The organism is Flavobacterium sp. Sd200 (assembly GCF_009826935.1).
Classification (GTDB): Bacteria; Bacteroidota; Bacteroidia; order Flavobacteriales; family Flavobacteriaceae; genus Flavobacterium.
The window spans coordinates 1-22,295 of sequence record NZ_WUMN01000010.1 but is presented as its reverse complement, the minus strand read 5'-3'; the positions used below and the strand labels follow the sequence as shown (position 1 = coordinate 22,295).

Annotated in this window: 18 protein-coding genes; 13 read left to right on the top strand and 5 right to left on the bottom strand. The window is 38.3% G+C overall.

Features of this window, described 5'->3' with window-relative positions:
- The first annotated feature begins 123 nt into the window (after window positions 1–123).
- The 6 genes from GR160_RS17880 to GR160_RS17855 all read left to right on the top strand — a co-directional run bounded on the left by GR160_RS17880 (window position 124) and on the right by GR160_RS17855 (window position 9,825).
- The gene (locus GR160_RS17880) at window positions 124–1,623 is read left to right on the top strand and encodes an NAD(P)H-hydrate dehydratase (RefSeq protein ID WP_160751269.1); all 1,500 of its coding nucleotides are present in this window, start codon (window positions 124–126) and stop codon (window positions 1,621–1,623) included.
- Between the two features lie 69 nt (window positions 1,624–1,692).
- Entirely contained in the window at window positions 1,693–3,201 is a 1,509-nt protein-coding gene (gene hutH / locus GR160_RS17875) for a histidine ammonia-lyase (RefSeq protein ID WP_160751268.1), read from the top strand.
- A gap of 242 nt (window positions 3,202–3,443) precedes the next feature.
- On the top strand, window positions 3,444–3,896 hold the full coding sequence (locus GR160_RS17870; protein ID WP_160751267.1) for a hypothetical protein: 453 nt from the start codon (window positions 3,444–3,446) through the stop codon (window positions 3,894–3,896).
- Between the two features lie 188 nt (window positions 3,897–4,084).
- The gene (locus GR160_RS17865) at window positions 4,085–5,167 is read left to right on the top strand and encodes an efflux RND transporter periplasmic adaptor subunit (protein ID WP_160751266.1); all 1,083 of its coding nucleotides are present in this window, start codon (window positions 4,085–4,087) and stop codon (window positions 5,165–5,167) included.
- A gap of 25 nt (window positions 5,168–5,192) precedes the next feature.
- The gene (locus tag GR160_RS17860) at window positions 5,193–8,390 is read left to right on the top strand and encodes an efflux RND transporter permease subunit (RefSeq protein ID WP_160751265.1); all 3,198 of its coding nucleotides are present in this window, start codon (window positions 5,193–5,195) and stop codon (window positions 8,388–8,390) included.
- A complete protein-coding gene (locus tag GR160_RS17855; RefSeq protein ID WP_160751264.1) occupies window positions 8,380–9,825 on the top strand; it encodes a TolC family protein in 1,446 nt (481 codons plus the stop codon). The genes GR160_RS17860 and GR160_RS17855 overlap by 11 nt, the downstream gene beginning before the upstream one ends.
- Window positions 9,826–9,925: 100 nt before the next feature.
- Here GR160_RS17855 and GR160_RS17850 read toward each other — a convergent pair whose 3' ends face one another.
- The 3 genes from GR160_RS17850 to GR160_RS17840 form a co-directional block, all read right to left on the bottom strand.
- Window positions 9,926–10,840 carry an NAD(P)/FAD-dependent oxidoreductase gene (locus tag GR160_RS17850; RefSeq protein ID WP_160751263.1) on the bottom strand — a complete coding sequence of 305 codons (915 nt, stop codon included), beginning with the start codon at window positions 10,838–10,840 and terminating at the stop codon, window positions 9,926–9,928.
- 99 nt (window positions 10,841–10,939) lie between these two features.
- Window positions 10,940–12,760, bottom strand: a complete 1,821-nt coding sequence (locus GR160_RS17845) for a chloride channel protein (protein ID WP_160751262.1) — start codon at window positions 12,758–12,760, stop codon at window positions 10,940–10,942.
- Between the two features lie 120 nt (window positions 12,761–12,880).
- On the bottom strand, window positions 12,881–13,213 hold the full coding sequence (locus GR160_RS17840; RefSeq protein WP_160751261.1) for a DUF2892 domain-containing protein: 333 nt from the start codon (window positions 13,211–13,213) through the stop codon (window positions 12,881–12,883).
- 243 nt (window positions 13,214–13,456) lie between these two features.
- Here GR160_RS17840 and GR160_RS17835 point away from each other — a divergent pair, with 243 nt between their 5' ends.
- From GR160_RS17835 to GR160_RS17810, 6 genes are all read left to right on the top strand, one after another.
- A complete protein-coding gene (locus tag GR160_RS17835; RefSeq protein WP_160751260.1) occupies window positions 13,457–13,957 on the top strand; it encodes a hypothetical protein in 501 nt (166 codons plus the stop codon).
- Window positions 13,958–14,101: 144 nt separating this feature from the next.
- On the top strand, window positions 14,102–15,688 hold the full coding sequence (locus tag GR160_RS17830) for a family 43 glycosylhydrolase (RefSeq protein ID WP_160751259.1): 1,587 nt from the start codon (window positions 14,102–14,104) through the stop codon (window positions 15,686–15,688).
- A 53-nt stretch (window positions 15,689–15,741) separates the two neighbouring features.
- Window positions 15,742–17,130 (top strand): tRNA uridine-5-carboxymethylaminomethyl(34) synthesis GTPase MnmE, encoded by a 1,389-nt coding sequence (mnmE, locus tag GR160_RS17825; protein ID WP_160751258.1) that lies wholly within the window; start codon window positions 15,742–15,744, stop codon window positions 17,128–17,130.
- A gap of 240 nt (window positions 17,131–17,370) precedes the next feature.
- Window positions 17,371–17,934 carry a helix-turn-helix domain-containing protein gene (locus tag GR160_RS17820; RefSeq protein WP_160751257.1) on the top strand — a complete coding sequence of 188 codons (564 nt, stop codon included), beginning with the start codon at window positions 17,371–17,373 and terminating at the stop codon, window positions 17,932–17,934.
- Window positions 17,931–19,079: a site-specific integrase gene (locus GR160_RS17815; protein WP_160751256.1), complete on the top strand. Its 1,149-nt coding sequence runs from the start codon at window positions 17,931–17,933 to the stop codon at window positions 19,077–19,079. The genes GR160_RS17820 and GR160_RS17815 overlap by 4 nt, the downstream gene beginning before the upstream one ends.
- An 11-nt stretch (window positions 19,080–19,090) precedes the next feature.
- Window positions 19,091–20,071, top strand: coding sequence for a YhcG family protein (locus tag GR160_RS17810; RefSeq protein WP_160751255.1), 981 nt, complete (start codon window positions 19,091–19,093; stop codon window positions 20,069–20,071).
- A 414-nt stretch (window positions 20,072–20,485) separates the two neighbouring features.
- Here the strand turns inward: GR160_RS17810 and GR160_RS17805 are convergent, their stop codons facing one another.
- Complete coding sequence (locus tag GR160_RS17805; RefSeq protein ID WP_237421250.1) at window positions 20,486–21,091, bottom strand: nucleotidyl transferase AbiEii/AbiGii toxin family protein; 606 nt, start codon at window positions 21,089–21,091, stop codon at window positions 20,486–20,488.
- A 52-nt stretch (window positions 21,092–21,143) separates the two neighbouring features.
- Window positions 21,144–21,608: a plasmid maintenance system antidote protein gene (locus tag GR160_RS17800; RefSeq protein WP_160751254.1), complete on the bottom strand. Its 465-nt coding sequence runs from the start codon at window positions 21,606–21,608 to the stop codon at window positions 21,144–21,146.
- A gap of 471 nt (window positions 21,609–22,079) precedes the next feature.
- Between GR160_RS17800 and GR160_RS19610 the strand changes: the two genes are divergently transcribed.
- Window positions 22,080–22,295, top strand: a 216-nt coding sequence (locus GR160_RS19610) for a DUF6660 family protein (RefSeq protein ID WP_370519235.1), incomplete at its 3' end; no start/stop codon positions are given.

The following is a 22,295-nucleotide window of genomic DNA, read 5'->3' as shown; positions in this document are numbered from 1 at the left end:
TGTAGTTAAATATTTGTTGCTATTACCTGTCATATAGTTACAAATGTAATAAATTTACATAGGCAGCAAAGTGTAACGAGGCTTTTTACGGATATTTTATAAATGAAACAATTATAATGGTAAATGAAGATTTTTGACACAAAAAACATTAGAGAGGCTGATAAAATAACAATAAGCAATCAAGGCATAACTTCTGTGCAATTAATGGAACGTGCCTCTTTTGAAGTTTTTTTATGGTTAAAAAAGCATTTTGCCGATAAGGAGACCACTTTTCATATATTTTGCGGGCAGGGCAATAATGGCGGCGACGGCCTTGTGGTAGCACGGCTGCTTAAAGAAGATAATTATCCTGTTGTTGTAGACATTGTGCAGGGAGCAGGCAAACCCACTCCTGAATTTGATGTTGCCCTTGCGTTGATAAAACAAACAGGTTTGGAGTGTAACACAGAGGAGGACTACGAATTTGAAAAAGGTAAACTGATCTATATCGATGCTATTTTTGGTATTGGCATCAATCGTGAATTATCAGCAGATGTAAAAGAGGTAATTGACAGGATTAACCAACACAACGGACAGGTAATTTCTATAGATGCACCATCGGGCCTGTTTATGGATAAACCTACTGAGGTTGCCGTAGAAAGTGATGTGGTGCTAACATTCCACTTTCCTAAACTGGCATTTTATCTGCCGGGAAACAATGATTTTGTGAATAAAATAGAGATATTGGATATTGGTCTTGATAAAGAGTTTGTCTCTGGTTTATCTTCTTATTACCATTTGGTAAATACTAAATATGCATGCAGGCATTACCGCCCGGTTAAGCCCCATGCACACAAAGGCACTCAGGGGCATGCCTTGATAGTAGGGGGAAGTCACGGTAAAATAGGGGCAGTTTGTTTGGCTGCTAAGGCAGCCTTAAAATCGGGTTGTGGGCTGGTAACGGCCTACTTGCCAGAGTGTGGTTACAACATAATTCAAACAAGCCTGCCTGAGGCTATGGCACTTACTGATGGCGACAGGCATATTACCAAAATAAGTTTCGATCTTCAGCCAAAGGCTATAGGCATAGGCCCCGGCCTGGGGCAACACCCCGAAACCCAGCAGGCATTCTATGAGTTACTAAAAGCATCAACTATTCCGTTAGTTATAGATGCCGATGCACTTAATATACTATCGTATAATAAAGAGTGGCTTTCTTTATTACCACAACACAGTGTACTTACACCGCACCCTAAAGAACTTGAACGACTTGTAGGTAAATGGCAAGACGATTTTGACCGTCTTGAAAAGATAAAACAGTTTAGTAAAACATATAATGTTATTATAGTTGCTAAAGATTCTCATACCATGGTATGTAATGGTAGTGAAATTTATATAAATTCTACGGGCAATGCTGCCCTTGCAACAGGTGGTACAGGCGATACACTTACAGGAATTATAACCGGATTATTGGCACAGGGTTATCCGTCGGCCGATGCTGCAATTTTTGGTGTCTATCTGCACGGGCTTACGGCCGATATTGCTGTAAGCGAGACAGGACATCAGGCATTTACAGCATCAGATGTTATAAACTACACAGGTAAAGCATACCTTAAAATAGAAAAGGAAAAGGCTAAATTCTGAATTTTTGGTAAAATTGTTGTTTTTTAATTGCAGTTTAATGAATTTTGGGGTTTAAAACCTATCGTGTACATGGATACTATACATTATATCAGCAGTGAGCTCTTAACCCTTGAAATCGTGAACGATATCCTTTCGCAGGGTAAAAAGCTCGCCTTATCTGAAGAGGCAAGGGCAAACATTATAAAATGCCGCGCTTACCTTGACAATAAAATGCAGGATAATGATAAACCTATCTATGGCATTAACACCGGGTTTGGCTCGCTCTATAACATAAAAATATCCAATAACGACCTTTCTAAGCTACAGGAAAACCTTGTAAAATCGCACGCTTGCGGTACGGGAAACGAAGTACCTGAAGAGGTTGTAAAAATCATGCTCTTGCTCAAAATACAGTCTCTTAGCTACGGGCATAGTGGTGTGCAGCTAATTACAGTAGAAAGGCTTATTGATTTTTATAATAACGATATTTTCCCTGTAGTATATCAATTAGGCTCGTTAGGGGCATCGGGCGATCTTGCTCCGTTGGCTCATCTTTCACTGCCTTTGCTTGGCGAGGGTGAGGTGTACAGCGATGGTTTCCGTCAGCCTGCCTCTAAAGTTCTTAACAAAATGGGGTGGGAGCCTATAGTACTTCAATCTAAAGAAGGCTTGGCATTGCTTAACGGCACCCAGTTTATGAGTGCTTATGGTGTACATGTGTTGCTAAAAGCTATTAAATATTCTTATTTGGCTGATGTTATTGGTGCAGTATCATTAGAAGGTTTTGATGGTCGCATAGAGCCGTTTAATGAGCATATACACATAATCCGCCCTCACAAAGGGCAAATTGTTACTGCACGCAGGTTTAATGAACTGCTTGAAGACAGCGAGATCATTGCCCAGCCAAAAAAACATGTTCAGGATCCGTATTCTTTCCGTTGCATACCACAAGTGCATGGTGCTACAAAAGACACTATCGATTATGTAAAGAAAGTGTTTAAGACCGAGATCAATTCGGTTACAGATAATCCTAATATTTTTATTGAAAGCGATGAGATCATCAGTGGAGGCAACTTTCACGGTCAGCCGCTTGCCCTGGCACTCGACTTTTTGGGTATAGCCCTTGCCGAACTGGGAAGCATATCCGAAAGGAGAACGTATCAGCTTATAAGTGGCCTGCGCGGGCTGCCGCCTTTTTTGGTAAGCAACCCTGGGCTTAACTCCGGTTTTATGATTCCGCAATATACCGCTGCTGGAATTGTAAGCCAAAACAAACAACTGGCAACTCCTGCAAGTGTAGACAGTATTGTTAGTAGTAATGGACAGGAAGACCATGTGAGCATGGGGGCTAATGCAGCCACTAAAACATTGCGCATTATGGAAAACCTTGAGCGCATACTTGCTATAGAACTTATGAATGCTTCTCAGGCTATCGAGTTCAGGAGGCCGTTACGATCTGGAGAGTTTTTAGAGATGTTTATTAAACTATATCGTGAAGAAGTACCGCTTGTTAGCGAAGACCGCATATTACATTATGATATAGAAACTACCATTGCTTTCCTGAACAACCTACAGCTTGATGATGCTGTTATTGAATAAATTAGACTTTGTTTTAAAATTAAAATATTTTAATGTTGCAAATGGCACGCTAATTGTTATTTAACATTTCCGAAAAAGTATGAGACTCTATATAAAGAGTTTTTAAATTTTAAAGTTCTGAAATTGATTGTTTTATAACATTTATAGTTGCGAAATTGTTGTAGCTGTACTTTTTAATGTTATTTTAATTTTTTTAGAATTGAACAGATTTGTTTAAATCATTTTGTGTAATTTTGCGGCGGATGAAAAAGTCTCTGTTTAAAATTTTCATGTGGGTAAGTCTTACCCTTCTATGCGGATATAGCAATATAGATGCGCATGTAAATCCGTTTGCTTTTTCTTCCCTGCATGCTCCCGAAGATTTTGAACTTTCAGATTTTGGCAAAGCTCATAGTGCTTTAGAGCAAATTATACCGGATAGTGGTACTACAGTTAAATCGGCAGATGGGCTTACGTTTAAACAAAATGACAAGACAGAACTGACCGACAATGAAAATGAGGAGGAAGAAACCTCATTAAAACTTAACCCGTCCAAAAAACTTAATACCCTTAGTGCATACACTAACTTTGCGCTATTTACCACGACACCTTCATATTTTTGCGATAAGGTAAAAATCAATCTGCCTGTTTGCAGGTATATTTTAAATTTTCCGTCTCAAAAATTGCACGTAATATTTCGTGTATTCAGGATTTGATCTAAAATCTTTCAAGGGTAAATTATACCGTTAATTTACCTCTCGTTTTCCATGTGTAAATTATTAGTGAGGCCATTTTCATAAGCTTTTATTACAGCTTACGGATGTACTTTTCGGCTACTTGCTATATACACAATTCCCCTTTTAAAAAATTTAATTAAAAACGTTTAGCTTTTAAAGCAATTATTATGAACAGAATTGTAATGCTAATGGGCTTGTGTGCCTTAATGTTAAGCACAAGCTGTGCAAAAAAAGAAGAAGAAAAGAAAGAAGGAGAAAAATTCCTGGTAACCAACCCTGTAATTAAAGATACTACCATTACAAAAGAGTATGTATCGCAAATTAAGTCTATACAGCATATAGAACTTAGGGCACAGGAAAGAGGTTATTTAGAAAAAATTTATGTAGATGAAGGTCAGTCTGTAAAAAAAGGCCAGCTTTTGTTCCAGATAATGCCTAAGCTGTATCAGGCAGAAATGGAGAGGGCAAAAGCCGAAGCAAGTTTTGCAGAGATAGAATATAAAAACACTAAAAGACTTGCCGACAGCAAAGTTGTTGCTCCTAACGAACTTGCCATGGCAAAAGCCAAATGGGATAAAGCCAAGGCTGAACTTTCGTTAACCCAGGTTCATTTACAGTTTACAGAAATACGTGCTCCATTTGACGGTATTATAGACCGTTTTCATGTAAGGCTGGGTAGCCTTGTAGATGAGGGTGACCTGCTAACCGAACTTTCTGACAACAGCAAAATGTGGGTTTACTATAATGTTCCGGAGGCTGAATATCTTGATTATAAAGCTAAAACACAAACTAAAGAGCCTCAAAAGGTTGACCTTTTAATGGCTAACAATGAGATATTTAAACACAGTGGGGTTGTTTCTACTATTGAAGCAGATTTTGATAACGAAACCGGTAACATATCGTTCAGGGCTACGTTCCCTAATCCTGAAGGTTTATTGCGCCATGGCGAGACCGGTAATATAGAAATGGCCGTTCCTTATAAAAACGCGATGCTGATACCTCAAAAAGCTACTTTCGAGGTTCTTGATAAAAAATATGTATATGTTGTAGATAAAAATAACGTAATACATTCACGCGAAGTTAAAATCGCCGGAGAGTTACCTCACATATTTATAATAAGCGAAGGGTTATCTACAGATGACAAAATTCTATTAGAAGGTATACGCCTTGTAAAAGAAAATGAAAAAGTAGAGTATAAATTAGAGAAACCGGAATATGTTATTTCTCATTTAGACCTGTATGCCGAATAAGTGGAGTAACTTAAAAAGATAAAAGATGTTTAGTAAATTCATACACAGACCCGTGTTTGCGATTGTAATATCTATTATGATCGTGTTTATGGGTACGCTGGCAATCAAACAATTGCCAACATCGCAATTTCCAGATATTGCACCAACAACAGTAAATATATTTATAGCCTATCCCGGCGCAAGTGCCGATGTATTGGTAAAATCAACCCTTATTACCTTAGAGAATGCCATTAATGGTGTGCAGGACATGAGGTATATGGCAACTGATGCCACCAGTGCGGGCGAGGCCACATTAAGGATAATTTTTGAACCTGGAACCGACCCCAATCAGGCAGTTATACGGGTAAAGACCCGTGTAGACCAGGTTATGCCGTTATTGCCGGAACTGGTTCAGCGTGAGGGTGTGGTTATTACACCAATACAACCAAGTATGCTTATGTATGTTAACCTTTATGCTAAAGGTAAAAACATGGATGAGAAGTTTTTATATAACTATGCCAACGTAAAAATGCTTCCTGAAATAAACAGGATCAAAGGTGTGGCAAGGTCGCAGATATTAGGTAGCCGTACTTATGCTATGCGTGTTTGGTTAAACCCTGACCGTATGAGGGCTTATAAAGTATCTGTAGATGAGGTTATGGAGGCTCTTGGAGAGCAAAGTATCGTTGGACGTCCGGGACGTATAGGCCAGAGCTCGGGTATCAACGCACAATCGTTAGAATATGTATTGACTTATAAAGGCCGTTTTAGCGAGCCTGCCGAATATGAGAATATCATCATCCGTGCAAATGCCGATGGTGAAAGCATACGCCTTAAAGACATAGGCCGTGCTGAGCTGGGCAGTGAGTTCTTTGATATTTACTCTAATCTTGACGGACACCCATCGGCATCTATAATGCTTAAGCAAAACTATGGCAGTAATGCCAGTGACGTAATTGCTGCGGTAAAAGCTAAGCTGGAAGAAATGAAACAAACGTTCCCTCCGGGAATGGATTATAAAGTTAGCTATGACGTTTCTAAATTCCTTGATGCATCAATTGAACAGGTAATCGATACATTAAGAGATGCATTTATACTTGTAGCATTGGTGGTGTTTATCTTCCTCGGCGACTGGAGGTCTACACTAATCCCAATATTAGCGGTACCGGTATCGTTGGTGGGGGCGTTCTTTGTAATACAGTTCTTTGGCATTACAATAAACATGGTTACTATGTTTGCGTTGGTACTTGCCATTGGTATTGTGGTAGATGACGCCATTGTAGTGGTAGAGGCCGTGCACGCCAAGTTTGAAGAGTTTCCTCATATATCGCCTTACATGGCCGTTAAAAAAGTATTGGGTGAGATCAGTGGGGCTATTATAGCAATTACAGCGGTAATGGTATCGGTATTCCTTCCTATATCGTTCATGAGCGGTCCTGTGGGTACTTTTTACCGCCAGTTCTCTATAACTATGGCAAGCTCTATTGTAATTTCGGCTATTATTGCGCTTACACTTACTCCGGTATTGTGTGCTATGTTGCTGAAAAATACACACGGACAGGCTAAGAAGAAAAATATACTTACTAAAGGTTTAGATAAATTCAACAGTAAATTTGACAAGCTTACAGGCAGGTATGAACGATTGCTTAAAGTAATTGTAAACCGCAGGGTGGTTACATTTACTATATTGATAGCATTTTGTGCCGGTACTTTCTTTGTAAACAAAATCCTTCCGTCAGGTTTTATACCAAGTGAAGACCAGGGAACTATTTATGCTATTATCCAGACACCTCCGGGATCTACGCTTGAAACTACAAATCAGGTTTCTCAAAAACTGCAAAAAATAGCAGAGAAAATAGATGGAGTAGAGTCGGTATCATCTCTTGCCGGTTATGAAATTATGACTGAAGGTCGTGGTTCGAATGCCGGTACATGTATGATTAACCTTAAGCCATGGGATGAAAGGGAACATAAAGTTACTGAGATCATGGAAGAACTTGAGGAAAAATCTAAGGGGCTTGGAGCAAAAATTGAGTTCTTTGAACCACCGGCCATTCCCGGGTTTGGTTCATCGGGTGGTTTCTCTATGCGTTTGCTTGATAAAAATACTACTACTGATTATCAGGAATTTGATAAGATAAATAAAGACTTTATGGAAGCCCTTGGCAAACGTAAGGAGCTTTCGGGATTGTTTACCTTCTTTGCGGCTAACTACCCACAATATGAACTCGAAATAGACAATAACCTTGCCATGCAAAAGGGTGTAACCATAGGCAAAGCCATGGAAAACCTTGATATATTAATTGGTAGTACTTATGAGCAGGGCTTTATTAAGTTTGATCGTTTCTTTAAAGTGTATGTGCAGTCTGACCCTAAATTCAGGAGGCTTCCGTCTGACGTGCTAAACCTGTTCGTTAAAAACGATCATGGTGATATGGTACCTTATTCAGCTTTTATGAAACTGAAAAAAACACAGGGACCAAACGAGATTACCCGCTATAACATGTATAACTCTGCAGCTATACAGGGGCTTCCTGCAAAAGGCTATACAACTGCCGAAGCTATCGATGCCGTGCGCGAGGTAGCCAAGCAAACACTTCCTAAAGGATATGATATTGCCTGGGAAGGTCTTTCTTATGACGAGTCGAACAGGGGTAACGAGTCAATATACATCTTCCTGATTGTAACTGCATTTGTTTACTTTGTGCTATCAGCACAGTATGAGAGCTTTATTATTCCGTTAGCGGTAATATTCTCTTTACCTGTGGGTATTTTTGGTTCGTTCCTTTTATTAGAATTGATGGGACTTCAAAATGATATTTATGCACAAATAGGTCTTATAATGCTTGTGGGGCTCCTAGGCAAGAACGCGGTACTGATAGTGGAGTTTGCCGTCCAAAAGCGGCATGAAGGTGCCACTATTTTTGATGCTGCCATTGAGGGTGCAAAAGTACGTTTCCGTCCTATCTTAATGACTTCGTTTGCCTTTATTGCCGGTTTGATACCGTTAATGTTGGCTACAGGTGCAGGAGCTATTGGTAACAAAACGCTGGGTAGTGCTGCTTTGGGCGGTATGCTTTTCGGAACCATCTTTGGGGTGGTGATCGTGCCGGGGCTTTACTACATTTTTGGATCTATTGCCGATGGCAGGAAACTGATACAGTTTGAAGATGACAGCTCGCTATCTGAAGAGCTGGTACACCAAATAGATAATTTCCCTAAAACCGATGACCATGATGCCTAATAAAAAAAGAATGAATAAATATATAGCAGGCGCTCTTGTAGCGCTTGCTTTTACAGCCTGTAAATTGCCGGAAGTTGCTATTAAAAACGAAAAGCAAACAGTGCCGGGTGCTTATGCTGCCGGAGCAACTGCCGATACACTAAATTCGGCAACGATAAAGTGGAAACAATATTTTAAAGACCCTTATCTGGCTGCTATTATTGATACTGCGCTTGTTAATAATCAGGAACTAAACATCACATTACAGGAAATAGAGGTTTCTAAGAACGAGATACGTGCCCGTAAAGGTGAATATTTGCCTTTTGTAGGCTTGCAGGGTGGTGCAGGAGTAGATAAAGTTTCGCGCAATACACCTGCAGGAGCTTTAGAGCATAATATTGAGATTGTTCCGGGTAAGGAAAACCCAGAACCTATCGGCGATTATAAAATTGGGGCTTATGCAAGCTGGGAAGCCGATATATGGGGAAAGCTGCATAATGCAAAAAGAGCTGCCGTTAGCAGGTATCTGTCTACTGTAGAAGGTAAAAACTTTATGGTTACCAACCTGATTGCAGAAATTGCAGACTCTTATTATGAATTGCTGGCTCTTGACAATCAGCTTGCCATTGTTAAGCAAAACATTAGCATACAAACCAATGCGCTCGAAATTGTAAAACTGCAAAAAGAGGCCACACGTGTTACAGAGCTTGCCGTTAAACGTTTTCAGGCGCAGGTGCTAAATACACAAAGCCTGCAATATGATATTCAGCAAAAGATAACTGAGACCGAGAATCGTATTAATTATTTGGCAGGACGTTATCCCCAGCATGTAGAAAGAAGCCAGGATGCTTTTTTAGATATTGCAACGCAGGATGCCCAAACCGGTCTGCCGTCTCAACTATTGGCCAACAGGCCCGATATTAAACAGGCGGAGCTTGACCTTGCTGCTGCTAAACTCGATGTTAAATCTGCTAAGGCAAGATTTTATCCGTCGATTGGAATTTCTGCAGGGATAGGCTATCAGGCATTCGATCCTAAATATTTCATCAAAACACCTCAGTCGTTAATGTATTCTATAGCGGGAGACCTTATGGCACCATTAGTGAACAGGAATGCAATAAAAGCAACTTATTATAGTGCTAACAACAAACAGGTGCAAGCTGTTTACAACTATCAAAAAACGGTTTTAAATGCTTATGTAGAGGTGGTTAACCAATTAAATAAGATCAATAACCTAAAGCAGAGCTTTGATTATAAGTCTAAAGAGGTAGATGCACTTACACAGTCTATTAATATTTCTAACGATTTGTTTATGTCTGCAAGGGCAGATTATATGGAAGTTTTATTAACCCAGCGCGATGCATTAGAGTCTAGATTTGATCTTATAGAAACTAAAATGCAACAAATGAGTGCTATGGTAAATGTTTACCGTGCACTTGGCGGTGGATGGAACTAAATAGTAAAGACCGTTTTTAGTTAAATTTTTTTCTTTTTCTTTAGGTACTGATGCCGGGATGCTAATAATTGTTAGCTGACCGAAATCAGTACCTTTTTTATTAGAACTCTTCGTCTATAAGACATTTGTTTATGATGGCACCTGCCTTATTGCCCGATGCTACTGCATGCGCTACCGACCGGAACAGCGAAAGGCAGTCTCCTGCTGCAAATATCCCTTGTATTGATGTTTCCAAATGGTTAGTTACATGTATAAAACCTTTCTCGGTAGTTTTCAATCCCAATTTTTCAGGTATACTGCATTGTTGTATAAATGGCAATTGGGTATAAATAACTTCCGGATATTGTGGTGTAGCATCTTTAAAATATACTGCTTTGAGTATGCCGTTTTCCTGATCTAAATAATCAATATCATGTTCAATCACTGCTATATCATGCTTTTGCAGTTTAAGCATTTCATTTGGGGTTAATGTGCTTGTCCCGTTAGTGTAAAGCGTTAGGTTATCTGTCCAATGATTAATAACCTTTGCCAGTTCATAACCCATATCTCCATTACCAATAACAGCGGTTTTTTTACCCTTGGCTTCATACCCATGGCAGTAGGGGCAATGTAATATTGTTTTACCCCAACATTCGCCAAAACCTGATATATTGGGCATTGTGTCTGTTACTCCCGTAGCAAAAAGTATTTTTTTAGAGATAAAAGTTTCGTTCTTTTCTGTAAGAACGGTAAAAAATTCATCGTTAGGTATTACATCTGTTGCCAGATCTTCTAAGAATGTGACGGTAGGGTAGGCAAGCACCTGCTTTTGGGCATTATCTCGAATGTTTTGTGGAGTTTGCCCGTCGTTGGTAATAAAGTTATGGGCAAAGGGTGTAGACTTATTACATGGGTTGGCACTATCTATAATTAGAATTCTTCTTAAAGAACGCCCTAACGACATAGCTGCCGATAAGCCCGCATAACTTCCGCCTATAATTATAACATCATATAGTAATATTTGCTTTTCCTGCATAACTTTTTGCTTGGTTGCATAAAGTTATGCTACAGTAATTGTATGTACTTGTATTTTAACGTATAATTAAAAAGTCTCTATTTTGGACATAATTGAATATTATTCAATTACCATTTCTTTCAATACGTCCCTGTAGGCCTCTAGTACTTTACATTTATCTATAAAGCCGTAATAACGATCGTCTTTTAAAACTACCAAATATTTTGAATTTGTGGTTTCAAACTTTTCCATGATCATTTCCAAAGAGTCTTCCATAGAGGCTACTTCCTGGGGAATAATCATTATTTCTTCGATTTTACTGTACTTAATTTTAAAAGCATTGAAAACCACATTTCTTATACTGTTAAAATCTATAATGCCTATCAGTCTTTTCTTTTCGTCTATTACGGCAAAATGCGTTTGCTGGGTAGCGCTAAGCAATGCTACAACATCTTCAGGTTTTTGATTAAGCGAAACCGTTGGCAAATCAGTAGTAACTACATTAAGTATATCAATGCTGGATAGTATGTTCTTGTCTTTGTTAGAGGTAAAAACCTGTCCTTTATGGGCAAGATCTTTAACATCCATAGAGTAGGTTTCAAACTGCTTAGATACCGCAAAACTTATAGAAGATACTATCATGAGGGGTACCATAAGATTGTAGCCGCCTGTAATTTCACCAATTAAGAATATAGCGGTTAATGGTGCATGAAAAAGTCCGCTCAAAATACCGGCCATACCTACAATTGTAAAATTGCCAACAGGCAGGGTTTTGTCAAGGCCTATAAGTATAAAGAACTTAGCTACAAAAAAACCAAGATAAGACCCTACGAACAATGATGGTGCAAAGTTGCCGCCATTACCGCCACTTGCCAATGTAATGCCTGTAGCATAGGCTTTTAGCAGCATAGTAATACCTGCAAAAAGCAGGAGTATCCAGCCATTGTTTTTAAAACCTTCAAGCAGGGTATTTTCCAATAATTCTTCCGGATGGGTATTAGAAAGTATTTTGATGCTTTCATATCCTTCACCAAATAGGGTCGGGAAAAGGAAAATTAAAATAGCAAGTGGCAGGGCACCATACAGTGCTTTGCGGTAGCCTTTTAACCGAAGGTTGTGAAAGTGACGCTCTACCTTTTGAAAAGTTTTTGCATGATAAAGCGATACAAAGCCAGCCAGTATTCCTAATAATATATAATAAGGAATATTATGATAGTCAAAAGTTTGCTGTTGTTTAAATGATAGTAATACCTCTTCGTTAAGTACTATAGTAGACACTAATGCGCCTGTAGCTGCAGATATCATTATGGGAATAAAAGCCGATATGGTAACATCGGTTAATATTACCTCTATGGCAAACAATACCCCCGCAATGGGAGCATTAAAGGCTGCTGCTACACCTGCTGCCACACCACAGGCCAATAAAAGTATCCTGTCTTTTTTTGTTAACTTATATTTTCGTGCAAAGTTAGACCCGAAAGCTGCCCCTGTGATAGTAATGGGTGACTCTAATCCTGCCGATCCGCCAAGACCAACAGTTAATGAACTTGTAATTATTTGGGCATACATTTGCTTTCTCGGCATTATGCCTCCTTTTTTGGCTACGGCTACTAATATGCGCGAACTTCCTTTTTCTATCTTGCCGTCTAACAGCCTCTTTACTACTAATACCGTTAACAATATGCCTACAATTGGTAATATACTGTTTATGTAAGGCAGCTTAAGATAGCGGTTTACATAGGTGGCAAGCAAAAAAACGTTGTGAGCAAAACTTTTTAAAACAATAACGGCAAAAGCTGTAGATATGGCTACAAGCACACACGAAAAATAAATAAAGTGCCGCTCTGAAAGCAGTCCTTTTAAAACAAAAAAGAAACCTTCGAGGCGTGCAAAATTATGTCTTATAAATAAGCGAAAACGGGTAACAATGCTGGTCGGCATTTAGCAGGGAAATTTTAGGAAAAATCAATAAAATGCTAAGTTAATTTATTTATATGTTTTTTAAAATCTATTTTAAGTATTTTTTATGTCAAAGGTGTCAAAGTGCTGTTTACAGGGGCATTATTTTCCTGCAATATCATATGCAGGACAATATCCGCTGATACCTCTAAAAATCATTGTTCCGGCGGTAATTCCTTCAGCAATTTTTTTGCGTTTATTCTTCTTTCTTAGTGCATCATAAAGTAAAAAGGCTCCTGTAGCTATCATTATAGCACGTTCTGCTTTACCAATATTTACAGTCAGACCCGGAATGATGCTTTTTTTGTTGTCTTTTAGATACATATCCGCCTCTTTAGTATTGGAAACTGAGGCATAACGGTTTGGATCTGTACCTGATACATCATATTTAGAGAAATTTCTCTTAGTCGTTTTTGGGCGGTTTAAAAGTTTCATAATTCTTATAATTTAGTTTTGTTTTTTAAAATTATGAAATTTAAATGTGGAGTGGGTTTAACAGTCTTGTAAAATCTTCTTAAGAATATTGTAAATGTTTCAATGGCAATTATTAACTTTTTTTTGTGGGTTCAGCATAAATTTATGACAAAATAACCTTTTCTTGTTTTTTTTAATTATCAAATTGCTAATTTTGCTTCATAATTATCAGTTAAGGTTTTGATTTAATTAAAGTTAATAGCTATGAAAAGTTTTATTTTATTGTTTTTATTTAGTCTGCCATTAGTTGCGCAAACCGGTTGGAAAGCTGAAGGAGCCGATATTATATGGGAAGGAGTATTTACTACCGATAAGGCTAATATAGTATCTGTACTGGACAAATCACCTAACCTCAAGGTGGGTTCTTTTATAGATAATATGTATAAGGGTGTTGGCAATGAGGTACAAAATACCTGTAACGGAGGAACTGCTTTAATGAAAAACAACCTTAAATTTGAATTCATTATACTTGTAGACCCCGCAGGATATGTGGTTAAAGTGAGAAACATAAAAATTATAGAAAAGTATGGACCTATGCAGGCTAAGACAATTGCCAACCGTTGCGAAAAATATTTCATGGCAGGCAATAAAATAAGCACCCAACCTAATGCGACAGAAAATATGGCGTGTATGGATCGCTTTTTTACAGGTATGTTCTCTGTAAACCCTCAACCTGCACAGGGAACGGTTATTACTTCGAACTAACCCTTTTGTAATAAAATATTTGGTGCCCGAAACTTAAAAGTTTCGGGCATTTTTTATGTCATGATAGTGCAGGATGCACATGCGTGGAAAATTTAGCATCTTTATAGCTCTAAACCAATCCTTTTTAAGGATAAAAGCATTATTATGTATACAAAAATCTTCTCTTCAATATTTCTAATTTGTGTAGTTAGTACAATCTGCGCCCAAAATATTAAAAACGATATTTTTTGGAATACTGTTGATGGCGATCCTATTTACAGCCAGGGTGGAGGCATTTTTAGTTTTCCGGACAGTAAGGGTGTTATTAAATATTACTGGTATGGCGTAAATTATGAAGAAGCCGAAATTTACAGGAATGCACCACAAGTGACACTAAAAAATGCAACTTTTAAAACAGTTACCTGCTATAGTTCTACCGATCTTGTAAATTGGAAGTTTGAAGCAGATGTTATGACAAAAAAAGAAGCCTTTACTACTATGGAACCTACATGGGTGGGGCGTTTGGGGGTTGCATATAATAAAGAACTTAAAAAGTATGCCATGTTCGTGCAGCGTGGAGGCAAGGTCTTGGTTGCAGTTTCAGACACACCCACCGGATTGTTTACAGAGCATAATGAAATAAACATGGAACCTATTATTGGTACTACCAATACAGGAGATCAAACTGTTTTTACTGATGAGGATTCTGGAAAATCGTATTTAGTATATTGTTATGGAAGAGGGAGAAATAAAATTTACCTGTCAGAGATTGGTATTAAGGATGGAAAAATTGGTTTGTTAGACTGTCACCAAATCTTTAAGGGTGAAAGCCGTGAAGGCAACTGTATGTTTAAACATAATGGCAAATATTATATGTGCGCTTCTAATATTTATGGTTGGGATTCATCGTTTGCGTACTATTTGGTAGCTGATAATATTTATGGTCCATATAATCCGGTTAACGATATGAAAATTATGGATGGCAGTGCCAAAGATTATGCTCATGTTACTCAAACAGGATTTTTTGTTTCTGTTAAAGGCAGTAAGCAACAAACAGTATTATATTGCGGAGACCGTTGGGCCGATTTTGCAGGTAACGGATTAGGATATAATCAATGGTTTCCGTTGTCATTTAAAGGGACAGAACCCTATTTTAATTCTTTAAGCTCATGGAATTTAAATGAGAAAACAGGGGAGTGGAACGTTGCTGATGATAATAACTATGTAATGAATGGTAGTTTTGAGGCAGACCGCAATAAAATTCCAAGCCGCTTTAAACCTGTTCAGGATCATTTGTTAGGTTGGGAAACTACTATTGTTAAAGGGAATAAAGTATCGGTTGATGATGATAACTCTCCTCAGCTCAATTATTTTAATACCGAAGAAGACCGTAAAAAAGTTATAGGGGAGAAGAGCCTTAACATTAGCGATAAAGTTGCGTTTGAAAGAAAAGTGAGCCAGCACATAACGTCTACGCCTTATGTAGAATTGAAAGACGGAACTTATACATTAACTGCAAGAGTAAAAAACAGTAAAGGTTTTAAGCAGTTAGAAATGTATGCCGAAAGCAAAGGTAAAAGGGTCAAATATCTTATTAAAGGAGAAAATGCCTCATGGCAAACAATAGTAATACCAAACGTAGTTGTAAAATCGGGAACGGTAGAAATCGGGTTTTTAGCTCAGGGCGATGCTAATGCTTTTTGCTATGTAGATGATATTACTTTAGTAAAAGCAGGAGCTAAAGCTAAATAAAGCTTTTATGAAAACTACTTGTATAAGCGTATCTTTGCAAAAACAATTTTATAATGATACCACAAGATACTATAGTAGCATTGGCAACCCCATCGGGAGCAGGTGCTATTGCTGTAATACGAATTTCGGGTGCAGATGCCATTACTACAGCAGCAAAAGTATTTCTTTCAGTTTCAGGTAAAGATATAACCCGCCAAAAAACACATACACTGCATCTTGGCCATATCCAAGATGATGGTAAAATATACGATCAGGTGCTTTTATCAATATTTAAAGGCCCTAACTCCTATACTGGTGAGAATACGGTAGAAATTTCATGTCATGGCTCTACCTACATACAACAACAAATAATTCAGCTTCTTTTAAGAAAAGGTTGCCGCATGGCTAATGCAGGCGAATTTACTTTACGCGCATTTTTAAATGGCAAATTAGACCTTAGTCAGGCCGAAGCTGTTGCCGATCTTGTTGCCAGTGATAATGAAGCTTCGCACCAAATAGCCATGCAGCAAATGCGTGGAGGTTTTAGTAATGAGATAGCACGTTTGCGCGAAGAACTGTTAAACTTTGCATCGCTTATAGAGTTGGAGCTCGATTTTGCTGAAGAAGATGTTGAGTTTGCCGACCGTACACAATTTCATGAGCTTTTAAACCGTATCAGTTTTGTTTTAAAGCGTCTCATCGATTCGTTTGCTGTGGGGAATGTCATTAAAAATGGCATACCCGTTGCCATTGTTGGTGAACCAAATGTAGGTAAATCGACTTTGCTTAATGCTTTGCTTAATGAAGAACGTGCTATTGTTAGCGATATAGCCGGAACTACGAGAGATACTATCGAAGATGAATTGGTTATTAACGGAATTGGATTCAGGTTTATAGATACTGCCGGAATTCGCGAAACTGAAGATGTTGTTGAGAGTATTGGTATCCGAAAGACCTTTGAAAAAATGGAACAGGCTCAGGTGGTTGTTTACCTGTTTGACAGTGCCCAATTTGAAATTCAGGGAGAGAATCTTAAAACAGAACTCGAAAAGATCAAGAATCAGTTTCCACTTAAGCCATTGGTTATAATTGGCAATAAAGCCGATAAACTTACTGATATACAAAAAGAAAATGCACTGCAGCAAATACCTGAATTGCTTTTAGTTTCTGCTAAGGAAAACATCGGAGTAGAAGATCTTAAAGAAAAGCTATTATCTTTTGTAAATACAGGGGCATTGCGTAATAACGAAACTATTGTAACCAATACACGTCATTACGATTCATTACTTAAAGCCCTTGACGAGATACAAAAAGTACAGTTTGGATTACAGTCCAACATCTCTGCCGACCTTATGGCAATAGATATTCGTCAGGCACTGTATTATTTTGGAGAAATAACAGGCCAGGTAACCAACGATGAATTATTGGGTAATATTTTTGCTAATTTCTGCATCGGCAAATAGTTAGCACAAAATATCACAAGATAACACAAACAAAACCAGTTAAATTGTTATAAAACAACAGTTTAACTGGTTTTTTATTTGCTGTAATTTTAGCTTTGTTTATCGATGCTTTGCTAAAATTTGTACCCCGGTTGTACCTCGTTTGCATTTTTTTTTCGAGGTACAAACCATGGCGAAATTATGGCACATACAGACACACAGAGGCACATGTAGGCACGTTGGGACACAAAGAGTCACACTATGAGTTCAAATTTAAAGATTCCGAAGATTTGTGAGTTCTGCAAAAACACTTTTATAGCCAGAACTACACGTACCCGTTACTGTTCGCACACATGTAACAGCAGGGCTTACAAAGCTGCTGAAAAACAAGTAATTGTAGATAAAATAAAGACACAAACAGAGGCGAGTCTAACCGGCGATTTGGTCAAAATTAAAGCCATGGAGTACCTCAATGTTGACCAGGCAGCCCTGCTTTTTGGCATCAGTAGGCGGACAATTTACCGGCTAGTTAACAAAGGATGTCTGAATGTTGCAAAATTTGGCAGACGTACCGTATTGCGTCGCGCAGATATGGAGAGCCTTTTCTCGCTGCCTATAACCACCGAAATTGATCAGCCGGTACAGGAATTCGAAGGCATTGAATCCTGCTATTCGATTAGCGAGGTACAAAAGAAATTCAATGTCTCCCCAGCTGCCCTTTACAATTTGCTTCAGCAATATGGCATCGCAAAATACGCGATTGGCCGCTACACCTATGTAGCCAAACGCGATATCAATTTACTTTTTAATGCTAATGGATTATGAAAAAGACAAGAGTAACATTGCGAAGGAAGGCGATAGCTAACGGAAAGTTTTCCCTTTATCTGGATTTCTATCCTCCATGTTTGAATGAGGAGACTGGCGAATATTCCCGTAGAGAATTCTTAAAACTCTACCTTTTTGCCAAGCCCAAAAATGTAATGGAGAAAATGAATAATGCCGAATGCCAGAAAACAGCGGAGCTAATATGTATCCGCCGTCAAAACGAAATGGCCAAAAATGATATTTATACCCCATTTGAACTTGAACAGCTAAGGATCAGGGAAATTGGAGAGAAATCGTTTTTACAATATTTTAAAAAACAGGCCGATAAACGTTATGGGAACAATCAAAAAATATGGTTGAGTGCCATTCAACATTTTATCGACTTTCTGGAATCGGGCGATCTAAAGTTTAAGGATGTGACCGTAGCATTAGTAGACGACTATCGTGACTATCTTTTATCTGCCCGCAGCAGGAGAACCGGAGAAAAGCTGGCCCGGAATACTGCCCTTTCATATTATAACAAAGTAAAGACGACGTTGAAAAAAGCCTACAAAGAGCAACTCCTGCAAAGGGATATCAACACTGGGCTGGAATGTATCAAAGAACAGGAATCTGACCGAAACTATCTCACTATGGAAGAAGTGATATCGCTATTCAAAGCAAAATGCCCGAAAGAACAAGTAAAGCGCGTTGGTTTATTTGCCATACTTACTGGATTACGATATTCTGACATAGCCAAGCTGAAATGGAAGGAAGTAATCAATACCCAAAGTGAAGGCTGCTATATTCGATTTACACAAAAGAAGACTGAAAAACCTGAAAATCTCCCCATATCAGAGGAAGCCTTTGAGATCATGGGTGACCGCGGAGCAGACAATAGTCCAGTATTCCCTGATTTAAAAAAGTGGGATTTTGACCGGACCATACCAGTTTGGGTTGCAGCCGCGGGAATAAGCAAACATATAACCTTCCATTGTTTCAGACATACCTATGCCACATTACAGATAGCGAGTGGAACCGATATATTGACAGTCTCAAAAATGCTGGGACACAAGAGTATAAAAACTACGCAAATCTATACCAAAGTTGTGGATGAAAGAAAGAGAGAAGCAACTGGAAAAATAAAACTGGATAAGAATTTTTAAAATCTGAAGCTATGAAAGAACAAGAGTTTGAGGAGGTAGCCTCTATTATAAAAATAGCACGCTCCAATACGATAAAGAATATAAACCGGGCTTTAATAGAGTTATACTGGAACATTGGGGGATATATACAAGAAAAGATTACATCCTCGCAATGGGGCCAATCCGTTGTTGAGGAATTAGGACAATACCTAAATAATAGACATCCGGATTTGAAAGGTTTTTCAGGTTCTAACCTTTGGAGGATGCGACAGTTTTACTCAACATATAGGTCGGATGAAATTCTCGCACCACTGGTGCGAGAAATAGGATGGTCACAAAATCTTTCCATAATGAGCCGATGCAAAACAGAAGAAGAACGAGCTTTTTACCTAAAAATAAGCATAGAGAACCAATACAGTAAGCGAGAATTGGACCGGCAAATTTCTACAGGTCTTTTTGAAAGAGTAATGATTGGCGGACTCAAACTTTCGCCCACCATAAAGACTACCCACCCTGAAGCTGAAAAAACTTTTAAAGACAGTTACATTTTCGATTTTCTAAATTTATCAGAGACCTACAGAGAGAGTGACCTTCAACGCGGGCTTATAGCGCAGATGAAGGATTTCATTTTAGAGCTGGGTAAGGATTTTCTTTTCTTTGGTGAAGAGTACAAGCTTCAGGTAGGGAACAGTGATTTTTACATCGACTTATTATTTTACCACCGTAGTTTACAATGTTTGGTAGCATTTGAATTGAAGACAGACAGGTTTAAGCCTGAGCATTTAGGGCAATTGAATTTTTATCTTGAAGCACTGGATCGAAAAGTGAAAAAAGAACATGAGAACCCCAGTATCGGAATATTGCTTTGCAAGGATAAAGATAATGAGGTAGTTGAATATGCACTTAACAGGAGTTTATCTCCAACCTTAGTGGCGCAGTACAAAACATCTTTGCCTGATAAAGACTTGCTACAGCAAAAGTTAAGTGAGCTATTCAATGAGAATAAAGAGTAACCATATAAAACTCGCACCACTGGTGCGAGTTTTATATTTTATATAGTTCTATAATTAGGTATTTTAAATTTAATAGGAAATTGCTTACCGATGCAGAAAGTAACAATCCAGTATTTACAGGCTTTTCCTGAACCCGAGGTACAATCGGGGTACAGGTTTTAACCAAAAATCACAAAAAAAGACAAACAAAACGGTGCTTTCAGAGGTTTGTAAGAACGCCAAAACGGATTATATTTTCAAAGATACTCAATATTTATCAAAACGTCCATTTGTGGGTGAAGAAGAACAGCTTGAGATTCGGTCTTCGGGCGATATTTTTCCTATTGAAAAGGGTAGACATTTCGATAAAATGTCTTGACCCAATACTTCGACAAAACAATAATGAACCCCTTAGATTCTAATGTTATGCAATGACTATAAATTTTGTGACCGATACTCTTTGAGTGCAATTTCGAAGTCTTCCTTTATAAATTCCCAGTAGCGCCCACGCATGCATTCCGGATCGAAGTCGGTATCAGCCTCTTCAAAGCGGGTAAAGTTTGCTATTATGAGATTGCGGTCGTGGCTGTAGGGATACCGCAAAGCATGCAGTGCCAGCATCCGTGCAATAGGGTAAGCAGGAAGCAGCTCAAAGAGGTCAAAAAAGTCTTTCTTTCGGCCGCCCCGTTGTATGATATCGACCTTCATAGCAATAATTTCTTCAGTGGTCGCCATACGGATACCGTCTATAGAGATAGTATCCTGCATAAAAGGGTCTGTGGTATAAAAAAGGTCGAGCTTTATGGTGTTTTCGGGATCTGTACCCAGGAAGTAGGAGCGACCCATTCCCACAGGACCTGAAGATACCTTTTCAAATTGCCCAAATAGTCCAGTCATAATTTGCTCTATCTTGTCAAAATCAATACTGCCGTAATCCGCATCGGTAAACAGGTCGATATCCATGGAAATCCTATGACCATGTTGCAAAGAAAGTGATGTGCCGCCAACAAGACGGAAAGGATGCAATTCAGGTAGCTCCATCAATTGTAACAACACTTGTTGTAATAACGGATTCACGGTATTCCAGTACATTTTAATCATGTAGTGTTGCTATTGTTTTGCGCACCTTTTCTTTTCCGTAAAAGCGCATTATCTCCTTTTTCTCAGTCAAGTTTCCGCGCTCAAAGATACGCATGATTACTGCCGGTGCCTGAAGTTGCCAATCAACTTTGGCTATGTTAGTGTCCCAGAAAAGGGATTTACGCAGGCGTGAGAGATCAGGAGTATTGTGTGCTGCCTCTTTCTTTTTTAATTTGGCGATATCATAATAAGCCTGTAGTAATACCAAGGTACCTTCTTTTAGGTCGAGAGCCCTTTCAAGTTTAAGCGCCGTAGCGGTAGAAAGGTCGCGTTTTCCGAGAATAATCTGATTTAGGCTTTGTGGAAATTCACCTATAGACAAGGCAAAAGGACGTTGAGCAAGCTGTCTTTTAGCAAGCTCGCGTTGTAAAATAGCCCCAGGATGTATGCCTCTATAGCGTTCAAACTGCTTATCCATAGCACAAATATAAGCAAATTTGCTTATATATTTCGTATTCTTTATTTATGATTATTTTATTAATAATTTTAAACTGAATTGATTCCTATTTACAAGTAGTTACTAACATTATTGACTTGGTGAAAAGGGGAGCACTAAGAAATTTTAAAGATCAATTGGTTAGTTAGAAGTCTGTTGTTGGCGCCGGGAATTGAACCTCATATTGTAACCTCAATAAAATATAATGGTTTCATTGTACAATTTTTAAAATGCACCGACTTTGCACCAAATATGTCTGTAAGTAAATTGATTTAAAAAAAGTAATAAGTGTTTAGTGAAAAAAAATTGATAATCAACAAATTAATCAAATATTTTTTTTGATAAAAAAAATATTTGATTACTAAAGAGGGAAGATTTTAGCGCGAAAAGAAAAATAAATATTATCCCACATTAATTTTTAAACTTTACTAACTAATATTTACCTTTACACCAATGCAAAATATCAGGCAAATATTTACTGTGTTTTTATCGGCTTACCTGCTGATATTAATGGTATTGCCCTGTACTGATGCGCATAATACTTTCAACAAAAACCAATCTGTCGAAATTACACAGGATACAGCCGGTCATCATGATGACATTGAAGTATGTACTCCATTCTGCATCTGCGGGAGCTGCATTGCTGCGGTGGTAATACAGCCTTTGACA

Bases quoted from the DNA above. Each gene is read 5' to 3' on its own strand.
- GR160_RS17800 (WP_160751254.1), bottom strand. From the start codon at position 21,608: ATGGATAAGCAGTTTGAACGCTATAGAGGCATACATCCTGGGGCTATT.
- GR160_RS17855 (WP_160751264.1), top strand. From the start codon at position 8,380: ATGATGCCTAATAAAAAAAGAATGAATAAATATATAGCAGGCGCTCTT.
- GR160_RS17880 (WP_160751269.1), top strand. From the start codon at position 124: ATGAAGATTTTTGACACAAAAAACATTAGAGAGGCTGATAAAATAACA.
- GR160_RS17850 (WP_160751263.1), bottom strand. From the start codon at position 10,840: ATGCAGGAAAAGCAAATATTACTATATGATGTTATAATTATAGGCGGA.
- GR160_RS17830 (WP_160751259.1), top strand. From the start codon at position 14,102: ATGTATACAAAAATCTTCTCTTCAATATTTCTAATTTGTGTAGTTAGT.
- GR160_RS17845 (WP_160751262.1), bottom strand. From the start codon at position 12,760: ATGCCGACCAGCATTGTTACCCGTTTTCGCTTATTTATAAGACATAAT.
- GR160_RS17805 (WP_237421250.1), bottom strand. From the start codon at position 21,091: ATGGAGCTACCTGAATTGCATCCTTTCCGTCTTGTTGGCGGCACATCA.
- GR160_RS17820 (WP_160751257.1), top strand. From the start codon at position 17,371: ATGAGTTCAAATTTAAAGATTCCGAAGATTTGTGAGTTCTGCAAAAAC.
- mnmE (WP_160751258.1), top strand. From the start codon at position 15,742: ATGATACCACAAGATACTATAGTAGCATTGGCAACCCCATCGGGAGCA.
- GR160_RS17860 (WP_160751265.1), top strand. From the start codon at position 5,193: ATGTTTAGTAAATTCATACACAGACCCGTGTTTGCGATTGTAATATCT.
- hutH (WP_160751268.1), top strand. From the start codon at position 1,693: ATGGATACTATACATTATATCAGCAGTGAGCTCTTAACCCTTGAAATC.
- GR160_RS17870 (WP_160751267.1), top strand. From the start codon at position 3,444: ATGAAAAAGTCTCTGTTTAAAATTTTCATGTGGGTAAGTCTTACCCTT.
- GR160_RS17835 (WP_160751260.1), top strand. From the start codon at position 13,457: ATGAAAAGTTTTATTTTATTGTTTTTATTTAGTCTGCCATTAGTTGCG.
- GR160_RS17865 (WP_160751266.1), top strand. From the start codon at position 4,085: ATGAACAGAATTGTAATGCTAATGGGCTTGTGTGCCTTAATGTTAAGC.
- GR160_RS17815 (WP_160751256.1), top strand. From the start codon at position 17,931: ATGAAAAAGACAAGAGTAACATTGCGAAGGAAGGCGATAGCTAACGGA.
- GR160_RS17810 (WP_160751255.1), top strand. From the start codon at position 19,091: ATGAAAGAACAAGAGTTTGAGGAGGTAGCCTCTATTATAAAAATAGCA.
- GR160_RS17840 (WP_160751261.1), bottom strand. From the start codon at position 13,213: ATGAAACTTTTAAACCGCCCAAAAACGACTAAGAGAAATTTCTCTAAA.